General features: G+C 29.4%; 19 protein-coding genes and 1 pseudogene. 17 read left to right on the top strand and 3 right to left on the bottom strand.

Translation table 11 applies throughout. The annotated features are described in order from the left end of the window. Positions 1-5: 5 nt before the first annotated feature. The 13 genes and pseudogenes from B8978_RS02830 to B8978_RS02775 all read left to right on the top strand — a co-directional run bounded on the left by B8978_RS02830 (position 6) and on the right by B8978_RS02775 (position 16,684). Positions 6-2,975: a GH36-type glycosyl hydrolase domain-containing protein gene (locus B8978_RS02830; RefSeq protein ID WP_084113770.1), complete on the top strand. Its 2,970-nt coding sequence runs from the start codon at positions 6-8 to the stop codon at positions 2,973-2,975. Positions 2,976-3,035: 60 nt separating this feature from the next. Continuing rightward, positions 3,036-6,194: a hypothetical protein gene (locus B8978_RS02825; RefSeq protein WP_084113769.1), complete on the top strand. Its 3,159-nt coding sequence runs from the start codon at positions 3,036-3,038 to the stop codon at positions 6,192-6,194. 65 nt (positions 6,195-6,259) lie between these two features. After that, positions 6,260-7,276, top strand: a complete 1,017-nt coding sequence (locus B8978_RS02820) for a LacI family DNA-binding transcriptional regulator (RefSeq protein ID WP_084113768.1) — start codon at positions 6,260-6,262, stop codon at positions 7,274-7,276. Between the two features lie 67 nt (positions 7,277-7,343). Continuing rightward, a complete protein-coding gene (locus B8978_RS02815; RefSeq protein ID WP_084113767.1) occupies positions 7,344-10,046 on the top strand; it encodes a GH36-type glycosyl hydrolase domain-containing protein in 2,703 nt (900 codons plus the stop codon). Positions 10,047-10,079: 33 nt separating this feature from the next. Then, positions 10,080-10,250 (top strand): annotated as a pseudogene (locus B8978_RS19390) (DNA adenine methylase); the annotation flags it as partial. Between the two features lie 458 nt (positions 10,251-10,708). Beyond that, positions 10,709-11,824, top strand: a complete 1,116-nt coding sequence (locus B8978_RS02810) for an SLC13 family permease (protein ID WP_084113766.1) — start codon at positions 10,709-10,711, stop codon at positions 11,822-11,824. An 87-nt stretch (positions 11,825-11,911) separates the two neighbouring features. Then, positions 11,912-12,235 carry a hypothetical protein gene (locus B8978_RS02805; RefSeq protein ID WP_084113765.1) on the top strand — a complete coding sequence of 108 codons (324 nt, stop codon included), beginning with the start codon at positions 11,912-11,914 and terminating at the stop codon, positions 12,233-12,235. 34 nt (positions 12,236-12,269) lie between these two features. Beyond that, complete coding sequence (locus tag B8978_RS02800) at positions 12,270-12,881, top strand: hypothetical protein (RefSeq protein ID WP_139795951.1); 612 nt, start codon at positions 12,270-12,272, stop codon at positions 12,879-12,881. Positions 12,882-13,195: 314 nt separating this feature from the next. Next, the gene (locus tag B8978_RS02795) at positions 13,196-13,675 is read left to right on the top strand and encodes a MarR family transcriptional regulator (protein ID WP_084113763.1); all 480 of its coding nucleotides are present in this window, start codon (positions 13,196-13,198) and stop codon (positions 13,673-13,675) included. 161 nt (positions 13,676-13,836) lie between these two features. Further along, a complete protein-coding gene (locus B8978_RS02790) occupies positions 13,837-14,505 on the top strand; it encodes a class I SAM-dependent methyltransferase (protein ID WP_084113762.1) in 669 nt (222 codons plus the stop codon). Positions 14,506-14,556: 51 nt separating this feature from the next. Then, entirely contained in the window at positions 14,557-14,904 is a 348-nt protein-coding gene (locus tag B8978_RS02785) for a hypothetical protein (RefSeq protein ID WP_084113761.1), read from the top strand. 37 nt (positions 14,905-14,941) lie between these two features. Beyond that, entirely contained in the window at positions 14,942-15,619 is a 678-nt protein-coding gene (locus B8978_RS02780; protein WP_084113760.1) for a Crp/Fnr family transcriptional regulator, read from the top strand. Between the two features lie 90 nt (positions 15,620-15,709). After that, positions 15,710-16,684 (top strand): amidohydrolase family protein, encoded by a 975-nt coding sequence (locus B8978_RS02775; RefSeq protein WP_084113759.1) that lies wholly within the window; start codon positions 15,710-15,712, stop codon positions 16,682-16,684. A 9-nt stretch (positions 16,685-16,693) separates the two neighbouring features. On the opposite strand, the gene B8978_RS02770 is transcribed toward B8978_RS02775, so the two are convergent. Beyond that, positions 16,694-17,344: a Crp/Fnr family transcriptional regulator gene (locus B8978_RS02770; protein ID WP_084113758.1), complete on the bottom strand. Its 651-nt coding sequence runs from the start codon at positions 17,342-17,344 to the stop codon at positions 16,694-16,696. 108 nt (positions 17,345-17,452) lie between these two features. Between B8978_RS02770 and B8978_RS02765 the strand changes: the two genes are divergently transcribed. Beyond that, positions 17,453-18,202, top strand: a complete 750-nt coding sequence (locus tag B8978_RS02765) for a class I SAM-dependent methyltransferase (RefSeq protein WP_084113757.1) — start codon at positions 17,453-17,455, stop codon at positions 18,200-18,202. A gap of 11 nt (positions 18,203-18,213) precedes the next feature. Here B8978_RS02765 and B8978_RS02760 read toward each other — a convergent pair whose 3' ends face one another. Continuing rightward, a complete protein-coding gene (locus tag B8978_RS02760) occupies positions 18,214-18,624 on the bottom strand; it encodes a hypothetical protein (RefSeq protein ID WP_084113756.1) in 411 nt (136 codons plus the stop codon). A 301-nt stretch (positions 18,625-18,925) separates the two neighbouring features. Here B8978_RS02760 and B8978_RS02755 point away from each other — a divergent pair, with 301 nt between their 5' ends. Next, positions 18,926-19,465 carry a GNAT family N-acetyltransferase gene (locus tag B8978_RS02755; RefSeq protein WP_084113755.1) on the top strand — a complete coding sequence of 180 codons (540 nt, stop codon included), beginning with the start codon at positions 18,926-18,928 and terminating at the stop codon, positions 19,463-19,465. An 84-nt stretch (positions 19,466-19,549) separates the two neighbouring features. On the opposite strand, the gene B8978_RS02750 is transcribed toward B8978_RS02755, so the two are convergent. Then, positions 19,550-20,386 (bottom strand): helix-turn-helix transcriptional regulator, encoded by an 837-nt coding sequence (locus B8978_RS02750; RefSeq protein ID WP_084113754.1) that lies wholly within the window; start codon positions 20,384-20,386, stop codon positions 19,550-19,552. A 166-nt stretch (positions 20,387-20,552) separates the two neighbouring features. Between B8978_RS02750 and B8978_RS02745 the strand changes: the two genes are divergently transcribed. Then, positions 20,553-21,752: an MFS transporter gene (locus tag B8978_RS02745; RefSeq protein WP_084113753.1), complete on the top strand. Its 1,200-nt coding sequence runs from the start codon at positions 20,553-20,555 to the stop codon at positions 21,750-21,752. Positions 21,753-21,835: 83 nt separating this feature from the next. Next, complete coding sequence (locus B8978_RS02740) at positions 21,836-22,024, top strand: hypothetical protein (protein ID WP_084113752.1); 189 nt, start codon at positions 21,836-21,838, stop codon at positions 22,022-22,024. The last annotated feature ends 155 nt before the right edge of the window (positions 22,025-22,179 follow it).

The raw sequence follows: 22,179 nt of genomic DNA, 5'->3' as shown, positions 1-22,179 counted from the left end.
AAAAAATGAGAGAAGTTGTGGCTAGAAAAGTTAAACAGTCTGCAGAGCAAAGCTTAAGAGAAGTATTTAATGAAAGAATTGAAAAACATACTATTATAGATGGCATATTTTATGATAGCACATATAAAAAGGCAGTTGGCGTCGCTAATTTACCGATTAAAATTCCTGTTACCTTAGATATATTTAAGCATCGAGAAATAGCTATAATGTTAGACAGAATTTTAAATGACAATGAATTTGTAATCATTAGACTTACTAAAAATATAAATCAAGGGACTTTATTAACATGTAGTAAGGGACAAATTACTGAAAGAACCTTGGCTTCTGAGGTTTGCAATAAGATAAACAGAATAGTACAAAAGATAATTTGTGGTGTAGGACTTATAAATGAAGATGGAGAACATGAAATAGATTTATTAGCTCCGGCTCCTGGACCACATTTTTATACAAATTTATTGTTAGGCAATAGAATTAATTTTTCACATCCGCTGCAGACTACACCAAAGAGCGTAGTGGATAAATTAGGAAGAGGAAGCTTTAGATCTCATGCTGCTATGCAAGTATTAGCTACAAGATGGGATATGCTTCAAGAAGAAAATGGTTTCCCTGCAAACCGTCAATTTTATTTGGTGGAAGATGGAAAACAAATATTTTATTCAGCAAATGTCACAGATGAAAATATAGAATCCGGTAAATGCATTCATTCTCAAAATCACACTAAAATTATTTATAAAACTAAGTGTGGATTAGACATTGAAAGATTAATTTTCTTACTTCCTCAAGAAGAGAACATGCCTATAGCTGTTGAGGCACAACAAATTAAAATAAAGAATAATACCAATAGAGTAAGGAATATAAAAATAATTTATACTGGTATGTTTGGAAGTGCGGCTCCAGGTGCATTGATGGAAGACGTTTTATACAGTAATGTAATTATGCAGGCAAAGGTATTGGTTGATGATGAAGGGGCTGTAATGGCAATATCTTCAGATTATTATCCAATGTATACAAGCGGGGACTACAGATTTCATACAATGATTACACATAATGAAAAGGGATCAGTACTTCCTAAGGAGTTTTGCACAAGCTATAGTGAATTCGTAGGAAGTGGTTCATTGGAAAGACCAGAAGGATTATATAAACTTAGTAGTAATTTAAATAGAAAAGGACCAGGTTTCTTTGCTGTTAGCAGTGAGCTTGAAATACAACCTTTAACTGACATTTTTATTGATAATTTAACCGGATTAGTTTCAACTAAAACAAATGATAATTTTGATGAAAATACCTTTAAAAATGAAGTGCAAAAGCTAATTAATAAATACAGCAATGAAAAGGAAATAATAAATGCTTTTAATAAAAGTATGAACTTTATTAATGAATATAGAAATTATTTACAAGTTATTTCGGGAGACAAGCAATTTGATACTTATGTAAATAAAAATTTACCTTTCCAAGTTCTATATCAAACTTTTGTATCACGTTCCTTTGATCAAACACAAAAGGGATATAGAGAAATGGGATTTAGAGAAATTCAAGATATTTATGCATCAATGTACTACTTTATAGGAATGGGTAAAGAAGATCTAGTTAAAAAATTGATAAAGGAATGGGCTGAAAAGGTATTTGAGTTTGGGTATGCTTACCATAACTTTTTCTGGGTTGGTAAAGAACCAGGGAAATGGTCAGATGATGGGTTATGGTTAATTCAGGCTGTGTATAGATATATAAATATTACTGGCGATATTGGATTCTTGGATGAACAGTTCACTATCGGAGGAAGTAATCCCATAAAGAAAAGAAGCTTATATGATACAATGAAAGCTATTTTAAGATATTCTGGAGAAATTTCAATAGGAAAACATGGAATACCGCTACTTGATTTTGCGGATTGGAATGACTGCCTTAAACTTGATACTGATTTTATAAATGGTGTTGAAAAAGAGAGAAGATACAAGGAGCAGATTGCGAGAACAGGAAGAGATGGGGAGCCATTTGAAAGTGATTATTCTGAAAGTGTTATGAATGCTTTTCTATTAAAAGTTGCTATAGATGAAATAATTGAAATTGGGAAACAAAAGGAAGATACATTATATTTTAATAACATGAAAAAGGCATCTAATAAACTTTATAATAATCTGCAACAATATGCTTGGAAATATGATTTCTTTGCAAGAGTCCTATTTAATAGATATAAAGATGGAGAATTCACTTATCTTGGTGCCAAAGGAGATAATCTTTCAGCAGATCCAAGTAAAGATGGCACATATTTCTTAAATTCTTTTAGTTGGGCGATTTTATCTAATTGTGCAACTGAAGAACAAATTAAAATAATGCTTGAATCTATAGAGGCTCATCTAAAAACTCCTTATGGCATAAAACTTATTAGTCCAACAGATTTAGAGAAGGTTGCAACGGGAACTGCTACAGGAGAATATTTTCCTGGAGATAGAGAAAATGGTGGAATATTTAAGCATGCTACAATGATGGCTACAAGTGCTATGCTAAAAGCAGCTAAGATGGTTGAAAGTGATGAATTAGCAAGAAAGCTTACTAATACAGCATATTGGATGATAAATCTAGTTTTACCTTACAACACAATGGAACATCCATATGAAACCTGTGGAAACCCAAGATTCTGTACTCAATATAATAATAGTGATACTGGTGAAAATATAGGACCTACACTTAGTGGTACTTCTACTTGGCTTACATTATCATTATTTGATGCCTTTGGTGTTGAATATACAGCTAAGGGTATAAAGATAAATCCAATACTAGCGGAAGAACAAAAATCACTAAACTTAACTCTTAATAACGGTAAAGCTAGCATTAATGTTATGATTACAAAACCTGAAGGCTTTTATAGAATGAAGGATTGTTCATATTCTATAAGAGTTGATGGTGAGAAAATCCAAGGTAATGTTATAAAGAATTTTGAGGATGGTAAGCAGCATAGTGTGGAAATACACTTCTAAATGTAAGTAGTGCTAAGGCTTTAAAAGTAAAATTTAGGAAGTATAGATAAGAGGTGTTATATGAAGAGAATAAATGAAACCAAAAATGATTATATAGATGAATTTGGATTTTATGTTATAGAAAATTACGATAAAAAAGCTCCTTTTGCTAGTTTTTTATCAGGTATTGCTGGTGTAGAAGGAATACCTATGTGGTCATTTTACGTTAATAGAGGACAAGCGATAAGCAGCATTGGAATAAGGGATAAAAGTAATTGTATAATGGAGTTTTTTCCAGCTAATGAAGCTTATAAAATGGTGTATAGCAACGGATTTAGAACTTTCATAAAGGTTAGAAATAATGAAGAAGAATTTGTTTTTGAACCATTTTCTATGATTACAAATAAGAATATAAAAAGAATAATAAAAATAAAAAATAATGAGTTGAGACTGGTTGAAATAAATAGCGAATTAAATTTAAATATAGAAATAACCTACTTTACAATTCCGAGAGAAGAGTTTTCAGCTTTGGGAAGGAAAGTAGAAGTTATAAATACATCTAATGTGAAAATAGAAATAGAAATATTAGATGGGTTGTCTGCTATATTACCATATGGATCTGATAATGCAACATACAAAGAAATTGGAAACACCTTAAGAAGTTACATGGAAGGAGAAATTAAAGAAGATAGGACTGCTATATATAAGTTAAGATCTTCAACTGAAGATACTGCAAAAACAAGCACAGTAGAAAATAGTTATTTTTATCTAGCCTTTGATGAAAATGAAAATATGTTAAGTCCAATAGTTGATCCAGATAATATATTTGGATATGACACATCTTTAAGAGAACCAATAGAATTCTCCAGTAGTAAAATTGAAGAATTGTTTCAAAACAATAATATTTGTAACAATAAAGTTCCTTGTGCATTTACAGGAAAAACTATAGCCTTAGAGGAGAATAATAGAACGTCTATTTATAGTTATGTAGGATATATGAATAATGGTGATGATGTTAGGAGCGCATTAAAGAAAATATGTAATAAAAATTATTTTAATGCTAAGATAAATGAAAGTAATGAAATAATTGACAACATAAGCAAAAGTGTTCAAACTCAAACTGCATATCCACTATTTGATGACTATGTAAAGCAATGTTATATAGACAATGTTTTAAGAGGTGGATATCCACTACAATTTGGAAATGTACATAAAAAAATATATTATGTATATTCTAGAAAACATGGAGATTTAGAAAGAGATTATAATTTCTTTAGTATAGAACCTAATTTCTATTCTCAAGGAAATGGAAACTTTAGAGATGTAAATCAAAACAGGAGAATGGATGTATTTATTCACCCATTTACAGGAACAGAAAATATTAAATTATTTAATGATTTAATACAGCTTGATGGTTATAATCCTTTACTGATTAAAGGAAAAAAATTTTATGTAGATGAAAGTAACAAGGAAAATATATTAAACTTAATAAGCATATATGGAAATGAAGAATTGGATAAAACTTTAGAAGGTAAATTCACTGTAGGCGAATTGTATTCTTTACTAAGAAATACAAAGGGTATTGAGAGTAAAAAAATCAATGAAATAATGAATGATATTATAGAAATGTGTAGTGAAACGGTGGAAGCGGATTTTGGCGAAGGATTCTGGAGTGACCACTGGACTTACAACCTTGATTTAATAGAAGAGTACTTAAATGTTTATCCAGATAAGATAAAAGAATTATTAATTATGGATGAGAATTATAAATTTTATAACTCTCCAGAATACGTATTGGCTAGAAAAGATAAATATAGTATTGAAGATGGAAAAGTTAGACAATACAAAGCTTTAATAAAAAAAGAGAACATATGCGATAATTGGATTTTTGATAGTCAGGGAAATTTATATAAAACAAATTTATTTGCAAAGCTATTTATTCTTGCAGAAATTAAATTTATGACTTTAGATCTTATGGGATTTGGAATAGAGATGGAAGCTGGAAAACCAGGCTGGAATGATGCTATGAATGGACTTCCAGGATTACTTGGCTCAAATTTTTCAGAAACTTTAGAGTTAAAAAGATTATTGCTATTTATAAATGAAAAGTTAGATGTTGTAGAAGCTTCAATAAAATTGCCAGAAGAATTTTATAAATCTATATGTGAAGTAGAAAAGGTTCTTTCATTAAATTTAAATGAGGGATTAAGTCAATTAGAATATTGGGACAAAGTTTCTACAATAAGAGAAGAATATAGGGAAAAAATCAAATATTCAGTAAGTGGGAATAATGAATCTTATGAACAAAAAGCTATTGCAAGTCTAATTAGTAAAATGCTTTGTAAAATTGATTTAGGAATTAATAAAGCAAAGAACATGAACCAAGGTAACCTTCCTACATTTATGTATTATGATGTAACTAAATATGAAATAGATAAGAAAGAAGAAATAAAATTTTTAGAGTTCAAAACTAATTTCTTACCAGCGTTTTTAGAAGGACCTACTAAATATTTGAAGACTAATTTAGAAAATGATGAAAAACACAAAGTATATAAAGCTGTTAAGAAAAGTAATGTTTATGATAAAAAATTAAAAATGTACAAAACTTCAGAATCCATAGAAGATGTATCTTTTGAAATTGGAAGAGCAAGAAGTTTTACAGCTGGTTGGCTTGAAAGAGAATCAGTATTTATGCATATGGAGTTTAAGTACCTTTTAGAATTAATGAAAAATGGATTGTATGAAGAGTTCTTTGAGGATATAAAAACTGCAATGCCGCCATTTATGGCTCCAGAGATATATGGAAGAAGCATATTAGAAAACTCATCTTTTATTGCAAGTAGTAGCAATCCTGATGAAAGGAATCATGGACGAGGTTTTGTAGCAAGATTAAGTGGTACAACTGTTGAAATGCTTAATATTTGGAAACTAATGATGGTTGGAGAAAAACTATTTGTATGTGAAGATGGAATTCTAAAATTTAGATTAAACCCTATTGTAACAAAAGATTTCTTTAAAGATAGTAAATTAATTACTACAATTTTAGGCCATATAAAACTTGTTTATACAAATATAAATAATAAAGATACTTTTGGACCAGAAAAGGGAATCATAGAAGAAATTAATTTAGTTAATAAAGATAGCGGCATAACGAAATTTAAAGGAAACGAAGTATGCGGAGAATTTGCTGAAAAAATTAGAAACGGTGAAATAGCAGAAATTTATGTTACTATGTTATAAGCTATGTATATTATGTAAGGATAATATACATAGCTTATAGAAGAGAAGAAGGGAAGGTATACAAAGTGAGTACAATTTATGAAATAGCAAAAATCGCTGGAGTTTCTCCAACTACAGTTTCAAAAGTAATAAACAATTACACTGATGTAAGTGATAAAACTAGGGCTAAAATACAAAAAATTCTTGACGAGAAAAATTTTTTACCCAATGCACAAGCTCAGTTTCTATCAACTAAGAGAACATGGACATTAGGTATTGTATATTTTGAAAATCTTGGAGTTGGACTTAATCATCCTTTCTTCTCAGGAGTAATAGAAGCCTTTAAAAAGCAAGCAGATAAACACGGATATTCATTATTATTTGGTTCTAAAAATGATAGATTAAAAAATGATACTTTTTTAGAATATTTTAAATATAGAGCTGTAGATGGAATAGCAATTATCTGCACAGACCCATCTGATAAAGAAACATTAGAGCTTATAGAGAGTGATTTTCCAATTGTAGTAATAGATATGTTTAATAAAAATACAGCCACAGTAACGTCAGATAATGTAGAAGGCTGCAATTTAGCTGTTAGGTATTTATATGATTTAGGACATAGGAAAATTGCCCATATATCAGGTTCGAATTATCCAGATAATTGGCCAAGTATTATAAGAGTAGAAGGTTATATTAAGGCAATGAATAAATTAAATTTGAAAATAGACAGTGAATATATTGTATCTGCAGTGAATTTTGATGTTTCTGGAGGCTATAATGCTATGATAAATTTATTAAAGCTTAAAGAAAGGCCAACGGCAGTGTTTGCAGCCTGTGATAAGGTTGCAATTGGTGCAATAAATGCTATAAAAGATTCAGGATTAACTGTGCCAGATGATATTTCTATAATAGGATTTGATGATATAGAGTTAGCAAAATATACAACCCCTAAGCTAACAACTATAAGGCAAAACAGCGTTGAAATTGGAAAAAGTGCAGTTGATTTATTGGTAAAACAAATTAATGAAAAGGCAGATCTTAAAATTAATAAAATTATACCAGTAGAGCTTATAGAAAGAGATTCTTGTAAGAAAATAGATTAATGGAATTAAGTGAAAAATTATAAATATATATATTTAATTAAGAAATTGAAAAGGTGGTTTTAGTGTTATGTCAAATTATAAATTTATAAATGACAAAGGGACTTTTAAGCTCAAAAGTCCAGAAAATAACAGTTACATGTATTTTCCACTTGCAAATGAAGTTGGAGTTATGTCTAGCATAACTCCAACTTTAAATGGTGATTGTAAAATGGATCAAAATACATTTTTACTTGCTCCAGTGAGCGGCGAAGACCTCCATAATAACAAATCATCAAGAAACTTTTGGGTATATGTTGATGGAATAGGAGCATGGTCAGCTACAGGAGTTTCAGCAATTCAACAAGCTGAAGTTTTCAGTGAAGATAAAGAGGAAACAGAATTAGAAGCTGGTGTTATGTGGCATAAGATAACTAGAAAGTCAAAGAAGTTTGGAATCAAAAGTGAAATAACTTCTTTTGTTCCAGCTACTGATGAAAAAATAGAATTAATGAAGGTTACTATAACAAATATAAGCAATAAACCTAAAAAAATAACACCAACAGTAGCAATACCATTATATTGCCGTTCAGCGGATAATCTTAGGGATCATAGACATGTAACTTCTCTTTTAAATAGGATAGAAACTACTGAGTATGGAGTTATTGTAAATCCAACATTAACCTTTGATGAGAGAGGTCATAAGAGGAATACTGTAGTTTATGGAGTTGTTGCTTCAACAGGAAATGGAGAAAAACCTATAGGCTTTTGTCCAATAGTTGAAGAATACATTGGTGAAGGTGGATCTTTTGAAATTCCCAAAAGTGTTTTATTAAATGAAAAATTTGAAATTCAAAAAGGTGCTCAAAGAGAAGGCTATGAAGCAATTGGAGCCATACGATTTGAAGATACAGTAATTGAAGCAAATGCGGCCAATACCTATATTGTTGCTATAGGCTTTGGAGCTTCAAAAGGTGACTTTGATAATGCTGCTATAAATGAACTTAACGAAACTGCGTTTGATAAATGCCTTGAAGAAACAACTGCATATTGGGAAAGAAAGATTAATATCTCATACAAAACAAAAGATAAACAATTTGATAATTGGATGCATTGGGTTAATTTTCAGCCAATACTAAGAAGAATATACGGATGCTCATTTTTACCGCATCATGACTATGGTAAAGGTGGTAGGGGCTGGAGAGACTTATGGCAGGATTGTTTAGCTCTTTTAGCTATGGATCCAAGTAATGTTCGCAAAATGCTATTAGATAACTTCGGCGGGGTCCGCATTGATGGTACTAATGCTACTATTATAGGAAAAAAACAAGGAGAATTTATAGCGGATAGAAATAATATAGTCCGTGTATGGATGGATCATGGTGCATGGCCATTCTTAACAACAAAATTATATATTGAACAAACAGGAGATATTGATTTCCTTTTAGAGAAACAAAGTTACTTCAAGGATCTTCAAGTAGGAAGAGGAACTCAAAAAGATAATTTATGGGATTTAAGTCAAGGAAATAAAGTTCGCACACAAAATTCTGAGGAATATAAAGGAACTATTTTAGAACATCTCTTAGTGCAACATTTAACAGCATTTTATGATGTTGGAGAACACAACAACTTGAGGTTACACGGTGCTGATTGGAATGATGGACTTGATATGGCAGATGAAAAGGGTGAAAGTGTTGCATTTAGTTCACTATACGGAGGTAACCTTCAAGACATTGCAGAGTTATTAAGGTATTTAAAAGATGTAAAGAAAGTAAAGAATATAGAGTTAGCTGAAGAATTACAAGTACTTTTAACAGATAATGTTAAAGTCTATGACATAGTAGAAGAAAAACAAAATATATTAAAAAGTTACTGTGATAAGTGCAAACATGATGTGAAAGGAAAAATATCTAGTATAAGCTGCGATGAATTAATTGCGGATATTGAAGGAAAAGCAAAATGGATTAAAGAGCATATTCAAAAAAATGAATGGATTACAAATAAAGAAGGTTATAGTTGGTATAATGGATACTATGACAATAATGCTAGAAGGGTAGAAGGAGATACAGAGTTAGGAACACGCATGATGCTAACTGGTCAAGTATTTACTATTATGAGTAAGACAGCTGCAGAAACGCAAGTTGAAAGCATTATAAAATCTGCAGATAATTATCTTTATGATAAAGCTGTTGGTGGTTATAGATTAAATACTAATTTTAATGAAGTAAAATCTGACTTAGGAAGAATGTTTGGTTTTGCTTATGGACATAAAGAAAATGGAGCAGTGTTTAGCCATATGGCAATTATGTATGCAAATGCACTTTATCAAAGGGGTTTTGCAAAAGAAGGATTTAAGGCTATTGATACTATATATAGCCACTGCAATAACTTTGAGGTAAGTAGAATATATCCAGGTATACCTGAATATATAAACGAAAAAGGAAGAGGAATGTATCATTATTTAACAGGATCAGCAAGTTGGTTAATACTTACTGTAGTATCGGAAATGTTTGGAGTAAAAGGACAAATGGGCAATTTAGTATTTGTTCCTAAGATATTATTACAGCAGTTTGATGAGGAAAATAAAGTTGCTATTGAAATTAACTTTGCTGAAAGAATGCTTAATATTGTATATATCAATGAAAGCAAAAAAGAATATGGCGATTATAGCGTTAAGGAAATTTATATAAATGGTGAAGAATACAAATTCAATGGACAACCTGCTATTAATAGAAATTTAATAACTTCGCTTGATGAAAATATTAGGCATACAATAGAAATTGTTCTTAAATAATTAGAATTCCAAATTACTTGTAAAGTGGTGTATTACAATATAAAAGGCAAATTAATTTTAACTATTAATGACTATGAAAAGGTAAGAGAGTGGTATAAAGATTTTAATACTAAAGAAGTTGATGTAAACTATTCAGTATCAAGACAGCAAAAGATTAGAGGAAAGTATAAGCAATTGATTATCACGAATTATATGAATTGTTAACAAGCTATAATTAATTCTTTACAGATCATACTTAAAACCGACATACAACTGTCATAAATAAAAACTACAATGTAAACATAAAGATTACCCCTTTTAAATATATTTTTAAGCATTTGGTTAATTCCAAGTGCTATTTTTTATGCAAAATTATAAATGAATTTGAGGTGAAACATGTTAAAAATGCAAAAGGTAAGGAATATGTATTAATATGAATGTCATATATGCTATAGCTAAAAAATAGATAATGGCTGATTATAAAATATGCTATAATATCAGAGTGTGTTTATTCGGATTAAGAAAAAATATTTAATTTAGTAACAAAGAGACAAGCTTTTTATATAATTATTCGCTCTCGGCATTTGTTGGAGTATATAAGTAAAAATGAATGTTTAATTGTAATTGTTTTAATATTAAAAAGATTATAGTAAATTTAGTTATAAGTGTTGGGGGTATATTTTATGAATATAAAGTGGTTTTGGGATAAAGTAATATCAATTTTTAAAACAGAAATAGTTTTTTCTATATCATTATTTTTAGCATTAAGTACTTCAATGATTTCTCCACCAAAATTAGATTATATAAATTTTCAGGTATTAATATTAATGTTTAATCTTATGATAGTAATAAGTGCCTTTGAAAAGCTAAAATTATTAGATAGGATAGCTGTTCAAATATTGATAAAACATAAAAACCTTAGAATGGTTTCATTAATATTAACTTCTTTATGTTTTATTTCTTCAATGTTAATAACAAATGATGTGGCATTAATAACTTTTGTACCACTTACTATGATTATTGCTAAAAAAGCTAAGTTTAACCCAATGAAAATAGTAATTTTAGAAACCTTAGCTGTAAATATTGGTAGTAGCCTAACTCCAATGGGAAATCCGCAGAATTTATATTTATTTTCTTTTTTTAAAATTGGAATATTAGAATTTTTTAAGACTACAATATTTTTTGTGATAATAGGTGCAATATGGTTATTTATTCTTAATTGCAGGATTTCAAATGTAAACTTAAAATATGATTTAGATAAGATAAAAATTAAAGATAAAAAAAGTGGAATTATTTATTGTGGGTTGTTTATTTTTATATTATTTTCAGTTTTTAATATAGTTGATTATATAGTCGCCTTTATAATAACTTTAATTGTTAGCTTTGTTATAGAAAAAAAATTATTTAAGGAAGTAGATTATGTTTTATTACTCACTTTTGTGTGCTTTTTCATAGCAATAGGAAATTTATCCAATATGACAATTATAGATGAATTAATGAGGAAAGCATTAACAAATATTAAAAATGTATATTTTTATTCAATATTTTTAAGTCAGTTAATTAGTAATCTTCCCTGCGCAATTTTATTATCTAAATTCACAAATTCTTGGAAGGAAGTATTGATTGGTGTAAATATTGGAGGGATGGGAACAATTATTGCTTCACTTGCAAGCTTAATATCTTATAAATTTTATTCTAAAGAATATGATGGGAAATTATATATGTTTAAGTTCACCATATATAATTTTGCTAGCCTTATAATATTTACATTACTATTTTATATGTTTTTTGTAATTTAAAAAGTTGCCAATAGGATACTTAAAAAATATATATGGATGGAAAGTTACAAAGAAAAGTAATACAATTAAAATAAAGGAGAAAATATTATGGCTGTAAAATTGTATATAGCAAATGAATTTAAAGAAATAAAACAAAAAACTAAGTCTATAGTCTTTAGAGAGGAAATTCAAGAATATCTAATAAAAACAAAAAATAGAACAATGCCTAAAAGTTTGTTTTTACTAAAACTTGATCCATATCGAACTCATAGAGTATTAGAAAAAGATGAGGTAAGAGAGCTAATTGAAATTGCAAAATTACTCAAAGATAAATATGAAGAAATAGAAATAAACAAATTCGCTGATGAGTTACTAAAATTTTGCTCATATGCAATTGAAAATGATGTGAATGTATTTGCATTGGGAGATTAAAATATACTGAAATGGCGGCCTTGAATTTGAAAGGGTGATGGTTATGGGAGAATATGTTTTTTGTAATATTACCGAATTAGCATCTCCGGTTGGCATATTTACTGTTAAATACCAGGAAAAAAGGATTCCGTTTTCAATTAAAAAGAACAACTTCGACATTCCAGTTGAAGTTTATGACAGTGAAAATAGGAATGTAGTTGCAATGTTGCAAACAGAAACGAACTATGCACTGATTATTGATTTTAGCAACCTTGAAATTGGTATAACTTACAAAATTTCTTTTTCAGGCGGCAATTTGAAACGCTTTGACTCAGACGAACACACAGAAGCGCTAACAACAACAATAAATGGATACTCTGTGGGAATTGGAATGTATAACCCAAATGATGATGAAGAGATTGAACAATCAATTTGTTATTCAAAACAGAGGGGATTTTATACACAAAAAATGATTATAGAACCACCTTCGTATGATGAAACAAAATTTCGGGGATACACAATAAAACAAGCAGAAGACAAAACAGGGTACTATTTCAAAGTATTAGATAATACGCTTGACAAAATTACATTTTTGGTAGCTTGGATTGAAAATAAAAGTCTATCTGCAAATAAATATGAAGATGCATTAAGTTTTTGGCTTACTTGATTATTTGTAATTGTGGTATCAAATTCTATTCTAATAGAAAGCTAGAGCTGAGAACAAAACCTCGGTTCTTTTTCATACATAGTCTATAATTCTAGTGCAGTTAAGGTGGAAATATTATGACTGTAAATTTCGCTGATGAGTTACTAGAATTTTGTTCATATGCAATTGAAAATGATGTAAATGTATTAGCATTGGGAGATTAAACTTAATATTCATTAAATAAGTGTTATGCATCTTAGTGATAAAACATTGTTGTTTTGGAAACAATATTACAGTATACTATTATTAACACTTGAAGGTTTGGAGGACGGGTAATGAGCAAAGAAGAACAGTCCATAACAAGTTTATGGAACATGTTTACAAAAAAGATGTGGCTTGACAGCTTTAAGATGAAGAGCAAGCTTAAAAATTATAATCCTTCTGAGATACATTGTATCGAACATATTGGGAAATATGAAGATTCCAACGTGACAAAATTGGCAGAGGCCTTCGATATGACAAGAGGTGCCATAAGCAAATTGTCCAAGAAGCTTATAAAAAAAGGGCTTATAGAAAGTTATCAGAAGTCAGATAACAAGAAAGAAGTTTGTTTTAAGCTAACCAAACAAGGAAAAGAAATTTACAACATCCATGAGGAAATGCACAGAGAGTTTAAGGATAGAGATCAACCCTTTTTTGAACAAGTAACCGAGGAACAGCTGGATATTATAATCGACTTCGCGGAAAAGTATAACAGGCATCTAGATGCGGAAATAAAGAAAGTCGGTGTGAAGATGAAAGTCGATAACCTATAGTTATCAGATTGGAATATATTTAAGAACACAAAAGCAATCAGGGTTTGTTATTAAAGATGATATGCAAAAGAGCAGGGATAATTGAGTGACACCTATCCCTGCTTTTTTACGGTTACCTTAATGATAAATAGTGATTATCATTTAAAAAATGAGGTGGATATATGATTAAAAAAAATGAATTTATTATATGGGGTAATTATTGTAATAAATGTGGAAATGAATGTAGTATTCTTCAGAATGAACATCATCCTTGGAATGATACTACATTTTCTATTAAACTAAAATGCAATTTTTGTGGTAATGAAGTTATTGTAGATAAAAAACATGCAGAAGTATTTTACAATAATAAGATTTATTCTTATTATAATGGTTTATATGGAAAGGTAATTGATTTAGGATGTGGTAGTGGTTTTTTAAGTAGATATTTGTTAAATCAAAACAAAATAGAAAAAATATACGGATTAGATGAAGATAAGGGATGTTTAGACGAATTATCAGATATAATAAAAAGTGAAAAGAAATTTGAGTTTATTAATTATGATATTAGTAACATCAGCAAAATATTCAATTTCAAAAGTATAGATTTTCTTATTAGTAGAGATGTGTTCATGTTTATTGAAGATACGGATAGATATTTTGAGGAGATAACTAAAATTGTTAATAATGGTATAAGGCAGATTGCATGGTATCTCAAAGATAACAGTAGAATGAAAAATAAGCTTACACCACATCAGATTGCTAATGAATATAGCAAAAGAGGATGGAATGTAGAATTAAAATATCTTGACTGGTATAAATATGGATATTTTATTAATGCCAATAAGTTATGAAAGTACAAAAATAGTATCTGGAAATAGGAAATCTAAAAGGGGAATGATATTATGAAATTATATGATTTAATAAAAAACTACGATTTTCATGACAGTTCCGTTGAAGATTTACAATATGATAAGATTAATAAAAACATAGTTATTGATATTGAATTATGCAATTGGAGACAAAAAGGGTATAAGAAAGATGAACCAGAAATTGTTTTATGTAAATTAGTGTTTAGTGGAGTTGAAAAATATACAATTAAACCAGATTGTAAAAAATTTGGAGATGATGAAATACTTAATGTAGTAGTGAATTCTGGTGAAGATATATTGCATATGGTATTGTTAACTAGCAAACAGGAAGTAAAAAATATTGAAATTTTGGCAAATGACGTTGAAATAAAATTCATCTAAAGTATGACATGCATCACTGTATTAAGGAGGGAATAGTTTGAGTAATAATGAAACTCATTTTCCTAAATATAGAATAAATTTTGAACCAAATCAATTAAGCGGATGGAAGAGAATATTTAGAGATAGGAATTGTAGAAAGTATCCTAAAAAATCTATTATTGTTAATCAGGGGCAAAGTGTAAATTATCTATACTTTATTGTTAAAGGATTAATTGAATACACATATATTAATGACGGTGGTACAGAAGAATTAGTGGAGGTTTTAGGAGATCAAAATCTTTTTGGGTTACAAGCTATATTCGGAGACAATCATTCAGCTGGATTTTTTATTACATTAGAAGATTCAATAATATCGTCTATAAGTATTTTAGAGCTAAAAAAATATCTTAGTAAAGATAACAATTTATCTAAAGAACTTTTAGAGGAATTGTCTAAAGTAACTAATGGATTAACAAGACAAATTTTTGAACAAAGACTTACCGCAGAGGAGAGAGTTGAGGAAACTATTTATTGTTTAGCTGAGTATTATGTAAAGCGAGGAGGGGACTTTGAAAATCAAATATTTATTCCGCTTTCACAAACTGAACTAGCCAGAATTTCTAGAACTACTAGGGTTACAGTAACAAAAGTTTTAAGTAAATTAAAAAAATTACAATTAATTCATACTGCATATGCAGGGCTTATAATTTATAACTTCAATAAAAAAATAAAATAAAAAAGTTATTAAATTGTATCCTACTTAGCAGAGTTAAAAAAATATATATTATAAAATGACATTAAGAAATAAATCTTAATGGAGGTAAATATGAAAGGGAAAATAGGTTTAGAAGAACATTTTGCTATTGCGGAAACTCTAGAGGATTCAGAAAGATACTTTAATAATGAGGTTTGGCCAGAATTTTCGAAAAAAATTCTTGATTTAATGAAAAATCGTATTAATGAAATGGATTATTATGGTATGGAAATGATGATTCTTTCTTTAAATTCACCGGCAGTGCAAGCAATTTATAATAAAAGGAAAGCAATCGAAATTGCAATAAAAGCAAATGATACAATGGCTGAAGCAATTCAAAGAAATCCCAAACGGTTTAGAGGACTTGCGGCACTACCAATGCAAGATCCAGATGCTGCAATTATAGAAATGCAAAGAGCGGTTAAAGATTTGGGGTGCGTAGGAGTTTTAGTTAATGGTTATTCACAAATTGACACAGAAGATAATTATAAATATTTAGATGATCCGATTTATTTGTCGTTTTGGCAAGAATTGGAGAAACTAAATGTACCATTCTACATGCATCCACGTGAACCAATGCCATGCAATATGCAAATATATAAAGGACATCCTTGGCTTGAAGGTGCAGCATGGGCTTTTGGAGTCGAAACAGCTACCCATACGTTAAGATTAATGTGTAGTGGAATTTTTGATAAATATCCTAAGCTTAAATTAATATTAGGACATTTAGGTGAAACATTACCATTTTCCATCTGGAGAACACAAAATAGAATAAACAAAACGAGTAGAGGAATTCCGGCAAAGAAGCCATTAAATTATTATATGGGCGAAAATATGTGGTTTACAACTAGTGGTCAATTTAGAACAGCCGCATTATGGAATACTATAATGGAATTTGGTTCAGATCATATATTATTTGCTACTGATTTCCCATTTGAAGAAGTTAGTGATGCTTGCGAATGGTTTGATACTTGTTCTATAAGTGAAGCTGATAGATATAAAATTGGTAGACAAAACACTATTGATTTATTTAAATTAGGTATATAAGAAGGTATGTCATGCATCTAAAAATTCCAAAAGAGAATTCTTATTTAGTATAAAAATTTGTTTATACCTAGTGCAAATCCATTCATAGTTAGAAAATTTCTTTAAAGTTTTACTTACTGTAATTCTACTTACACCTACTGATTTTCCAATATCTTCATGGGTACAATTTATGGGCTGATTTTTGTATCTATTCATACTTATCAGATATTGAGCTATTCTTTTTTCAGCAGATAAAAACGAAATATTATCAATCTCATTTGATAGCATCCTAACTTTTTGCGATAAAAGTTCTATAAAATTTAAAGCAAGAAAAGGTTCTTTTTGAAAATATGACATAATATCAGTTTTATTAATGGTTATAATTTCTGAATCAGAAAGAGTTTTAGCTGATGACATTCGTGGAAAACCATCAAAAAAAGAGGCTTCTCCAAAGACTTCACCATTTTTATAAATTTTTAAAATTTTTTCTAAACCATCTGAAGAATTTACAAAAACCTGGACTATGCCTTCTTTTAAGTAATAAAAATTATGGGCAATTTCTTCTTGACGATAGATTACTTGATTGCTTTTAAACTTACGTGCAGGTTTTGTTTTAAAAGTTTCAAATAATTTAGTAGGTATGTCTATTTGGTGGTCTAAAAATGAATTGCACTTATCCAAGAAAAATACCTCCGTTGAAATAATGTTATCCTAATTGTAACATAGTTTACATTCTTCATTAAAGTTTTATGAAATAATATAATAAATAAATTACGGAGGTAATAGATTATGAAATGGAATAGTAAGCTATACGATAATAAACATTCTTTTGTAGCGGAATACGGTAAATCAATGATTGATTTAGTAAATGTGGAGGAAGACCAAAAAATTTTGGATTTAGGTTGTGGCACTGGGATAATAACAAATGAACTAGCAAAAGAAGGTGCAACTGTTATTGGGATAGATTCATCTATAGATATGATTAAAAAGGCAAAATTAAATTATCCAAACTTAAATTTTCAAGTGGGAGATGCAACAAATTTATGTTTTCAAAATTATTTTGATACTGTTTTTTCTAATGCAGTTTTTCATTGGATTCCAAATCAAAAAAAATTATTATGTTCCATTTATAATTCATTAAAAGATAATGGGAAATTGATTTGTGAATTTGGAGCAAAAAATAACGTGTTTCAAATACAAACTGCGTTTGAAAAAGCACTAAAGCAAAAAGGATATTCTTATAGTTCAGAATTTTATTTCCCATCAAAAGATGAATATAAATTGTTGTTAGAAGAAACTGGTTTTGAAATACAACATATAATTGAATATGACAGACCAACGCTACTTTATGATGGGGAAAAAGGATTACGTAATTGGGTTTGTCAATTTTTTGCAAGCTATTTATCAAATATTTCATATGAAGAAACAGAACAAATTTTATTTGAAACAGAAAAATTTTGTAAAAATAGTATATGGAAAGATAATCAATGGATAGCTGATTATAGGCGTATTCAAATTATTGCGGTAAAAAATAAATAAATTTAATTTTGTTATCTATAGTATATGTGTGTTAATTTATAAAAGTTTGGTCCGTGTGTAAACACAAAAGTTTTTGGTACAAGCATAAATACAAGCTTGTATGAGCCTAAAACCTGCCCCGTTTGTATTACTGCCCATTGATTGATTGCCCCATGTCCAATTACATTAGTTCTAACACCTTGATTAGCATATGGTATATAAGTTGTAGAGCTTTTAGGTACCCAAAAGAAAACTTTCATATGAGGCAGGTGGTCAGCTCCAATCATCCAGCTGTGAACTGGGCTCCCTCTTTTTTCAACTTCATTAGTATAAATATAATGTGAAGTAGAATTAGATGAAAGAAAAAGTGACGACGTTTTAATGAATACAAAAACACAAAATGGAAAAACAAATATAAATAAAAATATTTTTAAATATTTCATTATTAAAACTTCCTATCTTTAGAATTATCAATTAAATTGTGAATATATAATTTGTAATAAAGTTTAAGTTACATATCTTAGTATAATAGCATTAAATAAGCATTTACACAATGTGGTTAAGGCATTTTGTTCATATGTTAGTTATAACACAATTACGATTTGTGTAACCTAAAATTTAAATGTAATTTGCCACGGTAAACTTCTATTTTACAAACAGAGAAGGGTGCTTTATAATAAGGACATGCACCATATTTTATCAAAAATATAAATATAAAGAAACATAAAAATGCGGGGTAGTGAAATGATAAAACTTGGATTACTTGAAAAAGATGATTTGGAAAAAATTATAGAGTGGAATATGAATAAAGATGCTGATGATTTATTACAATGGGCTGGACCTAAGTTTAGTTATCCGTTGACACTTGCACAGGTTGAAAATTATTTTTTTTATGAGGTGAAGAAGGAAAACTCAAACATTTTTGTTTATAGGATAAGATTTGTTAATACTGATGAAGTCATTGGAACTATTGAACTGCGAGAGATAGATAAAAATAATAAAGTTGGAAGAGTATGCAGATTTCTAATTGGAAAAGAAAATGTTAGAGGTAAAGGCATTGGAACAAAGGTATTAAAAGAAGTATTAAGAATTGGATTTGAAGATTTAAAGTTTGAAAAGATAACACTTGGGGTATTTGACTTTAATCACAGTGCTATTAAATGCTATGAAAATGCAGGATTTGTGAAAAAGAAGTTTTTAGAGAACGTAAGAAAATCAGCAACAGGTTATTGGAATTTATACGAGATGGTTATTTCAAAAAATGAATGGAAAATGAAAAAATAAGGATTATTTTTGTAAATGTATATAGGAAGATTCGCATAGTCGGCTATTTTACCGAGATTTCAAAATTAAACATTGTAAGGGGTTTTATTTCACATTCATCAATTTCATCATTTTATTTTCGGTATCAGTTTCAGGTGCTGGAGCATTGATAAATAATTTAAGATTCATATTATCTGATACGAAAAAACTGCTATGTTCAAATGTCAGTTTTCCTGCTATTGGGTGATTGAAAATTTTATAACTTTCTCTTTCATTTTCAACATTATGCATTGACCACCATTTATCAAATTCCTTACTCTCATTTCTTAATTTTTCAACAAATTCAGTTACCCAAGGGTCTTCGATATACTTACCACATTCAGCTCGAAAGCGGGCGATAAGGCCTTGTGCTTGATGCTCCCAATTGTCAAGCATGTTCTTGTAGTTAGAATTAGTAAATGTCAGCCAAATGTAATTTCTATCCACAATATTTATATTTTCAAAATTTATTAGAGCTGTTTTAGCTGCTTTATTCCAAGCAATAATATTCCAGCGAGTATCAAGAATCATGGAAGGAGAGAGTAATAAGCTGTCCAATATACGTTGCAGCATGGGGTTAATGACTTGATTATGTGGTGGAATGCTCATTGGTGAAGTTTGATTTGCAAGTGTATACAAATGACGTGTTTCATCTTCATTTAACATTAATGCTTGAGACAGACTTTCTACCACTTGTGCGGATACCTGTATCTCTTTTCCCTGTTCTAGCCACGTATACCATGTAATTCCGATACCAGCAAGAGACGCAACTTCTTCCCGTCTTAGTCCGGGTGTTCTGCGGCGTGAACTTTCTGGAAGCCCTACTTGTGCAGGAGAGATTTTTGATCTGCGAGTTTTTAAAAAATCACCAAGTTCCTTATATCTGGATATTATCTCTTTCATAATTAATGATCTCCTTTTTACAAAATTATAGGAATAGATATTGATAAGTTTTAAACTGGTAGTATTTATACTACTATAAATACCGTTCTAGTAATAGTATAAGATATGCAATATACTAAAATCAAATATTTCATAATATGAACGTATATGAATAGGAGTTGAATTCATGAAATTAGATAAACAAAATTGCGTTAATAAATCTCCTTTGAATCATTATTTGATTTTAGTCATGTCCATTGCAAGTGCTTTAACGGTAGCAAACATATACTATATGCAACCATTGCTAGCGAAAATAGCACAGTATTATCATGTTACACAAGGGTATTCCGGTTTGCTTGCAACTTTAACACAGATTGGATATGCTTTTGGGATATTCCTGATTTTACCATTAGCAGACATTATAGAAAAGCGTGACCTGATTCTAAGTATGCTATTGGGAGCTGCGGTATTTCTTTTGCTTTTATTTTTTTCTTCTAATATAGTCATTGCTTTATTTGCTTCGTTTGGCATAGGATTTTGTTCTATTGTACCTCAACTTTTAATTCCATTGGCTGCACAATTAGCAAATCCTAATGAAAGAGGAAAAGTAATTGGAAGCATTATGAGTGGATTGTTGATAGGAATATTACTTTCACGAGTGGTAAGTGGTTTTGTGGGAAAATATATGGGGTGGAAAAGTATTTATTTAATGGCTGCATTTTTCATGTTTATGCTTTTGGTGATTTTACGGTTTACACTTTCTAAAAGCTATGCAGGTTCTAAAATAAAATATAGTGAATCTTTAAAATCAATGGTAGTTTTAATAAAGCAGTTTCCTATATTAAGGGAGTCTTCTATAGTTGGTTCAATGGTATTTTTGGCATTCAGTGCCTTTTGGGCAGCACTTACATTTTTACTGCAAAGCTCGCATTATAACATGGGAACTGATGCGGCTGGATTATTTGGTTTGGCTGGAATCGTTGGAGCATTATTTTCACCATTAGCAGGTAAAATTTCGGATAAAAAAGGGGCACGATTTACAGTTGGAATAAACATTGTTGTTATTATAGCTGCTTATGTAGTATTTATTATATTTGGCTTTCAGCTATGGGGCCTTATTATTGGTGTAATTCTGCTTGATCTAGGAGTTCAGTCTTGTAATGTAAGTAATCAGACTAGAATTCATCAGTTAAGTGAAGAAGCGCGTAATCGTGTAACATCAGTTTACATGGTATCGTATTTTCTAGGAGGTGCTGTGGGCTCCTATTTAGGAACATTCAGCTTTCAACATTTTGGTTGGATTGGTGTTTGTGTTATTGGATTTTTAAGTCAGCTTAGTGCTGTATATGCGCATACGTATAAGTTGAAGAAAAAAAACCAATTTTAATGCCTTCACTAAAGAATTGTTAATGAAAGAACTTTTAAGTAGAATTGCAAAAAATATTTATATATATTGAAGGAGGAGAGAGTTTGAAAATATTTCTTACTGCAATTGGACTAAGTACAGTTATGTTTTTAATAAGTGTAGCTTTAAAAAAATCAATTATATTCTCTATAATATTAAGCATAAATTTTTTTATAGTATATTTCATACTAATGCTTTTATTTCAGAAGTACAAAAGAGATATTTTGAAGATTTTTATTAAGGATAGAAAGTAAAAGATACCTTTTTTATTTTGAATTAACCTAACTTAAGAATTTGTAAAAGAAAAAAATCCCATAATATGTTGAATTATTTATTTTCAATGCCTCTAATGTGATAAAATAAGTGAATATCAAAGCTTTATAAAAAAATTTGTGGTATAAGATTAATA

The sequence above is a fragment of the Clostridium acidisoli DSM 12555 genome, assembly GCF_900176305.1.
GTDB classification, from domain to species: Bacteria; Bacillota; Clostridia; order Clostridiales; family Clostridiaceae; genus Clostridium_I; species Clostridium_I acidisoli.
This window is presented reverse-complemented; position numbering and strand designations above follow the sequence as displayed.

Bases quoted from the DNA above. Each gene is read 5' to 3' on its own strand.
- B8978_RS02830 (WP_084113770.1), top strand. From the start codon at position 6: ATGAGAGAAGTTGTGGCTAGAAAAGTTAAACAGTCTGCAGAGCAAAGC.
- B8978_RS02825 (WP_084113769.1), top strand. From the start codon at position 3,036: ATGAAGAGAATAAATGAAACCAAAAATGATTATATAGATGAATTTGGA.
- B8978_RS02815 (WP_084113767.1), top strand. From the start codon at position 7,344: ATGTCAAATTATAAATTTATAAATGACAAAGGGACTTTTAAGCTCAAA.
- B8978_RS02810 (WP_084113766.1), top strand. From the start codon at position 10,709: ATGAATATAAAGTGGTTTTGGGATAAAGTAATATCAATTTTTAAAACA.
- B8978_RS02805 (WP_084113765.1), top strand. From the start codon at position 11,912: ATGGCTGTAAAATTGTATATAGCAAATGAATTTAAAGAAATAAAACAA.
- B8978_RS02795 (WP_084113763.1), top strand. From the start codon at position 13,196: ATGAGCAAAGAAGAACAGTCCATAACAAGTTTATGGAACATGTTTACA.
- B8978_RS02790 (WP_084113762.1), top strand. From the start codon at position 13,837: ATGATTAAAAAAAATGAATTTATTATATGGGGTAATTATTGTAATAAA.
- B8978_RS02785 (WP_084113761.1), top strand. From the start codon at position 14,557: ATGAAATTATATGATTTAATAAAAAACTACGATTTTCATGACAGTTCC.
- B8978_RS02775 (WP_084113759.1), top strand. From the start codon at position 15,710: ATGAAAGGGAAAATAGGTTTAGAAGAACATTTTGCTATTGCGGAAACT.
- B8978_RS02765 (WP_084113757.1), top strand. From the start codon at position 17,453: ATGAAATGGAATAGTAAGCTATACGATAATAAACATTCTTTTGTAGCG.
- B8978_RS02760 (WP_084113756.1), bottom strand. From the start codon at position 18,624: ATGAAATATTTAAAAATATTTTTATTTATATTTGTTTTTCCATTTTGT.
- B8978_RS02755 (WP_084113755.1), top strand. From the start codon at position 18,926: ATGATAAAACTTGGATTACTTGAAAAAGATGATTTGGAAAAAATTATA.
- B8978_RS02750 (WP_084113754.1), bottom strand. From the start codon at position 20,386: ATGAAAGAGATAATATCCAGATATAAGGAACTTGGTGATTTTTTAAAA.
- B8978_RS02745 (WP_084113753.1), top strand. From the start codon at position 20,553: ATGAAATTAGATAAACAAAATTGCGTTAATAAATCTCCTTTGAATCAT.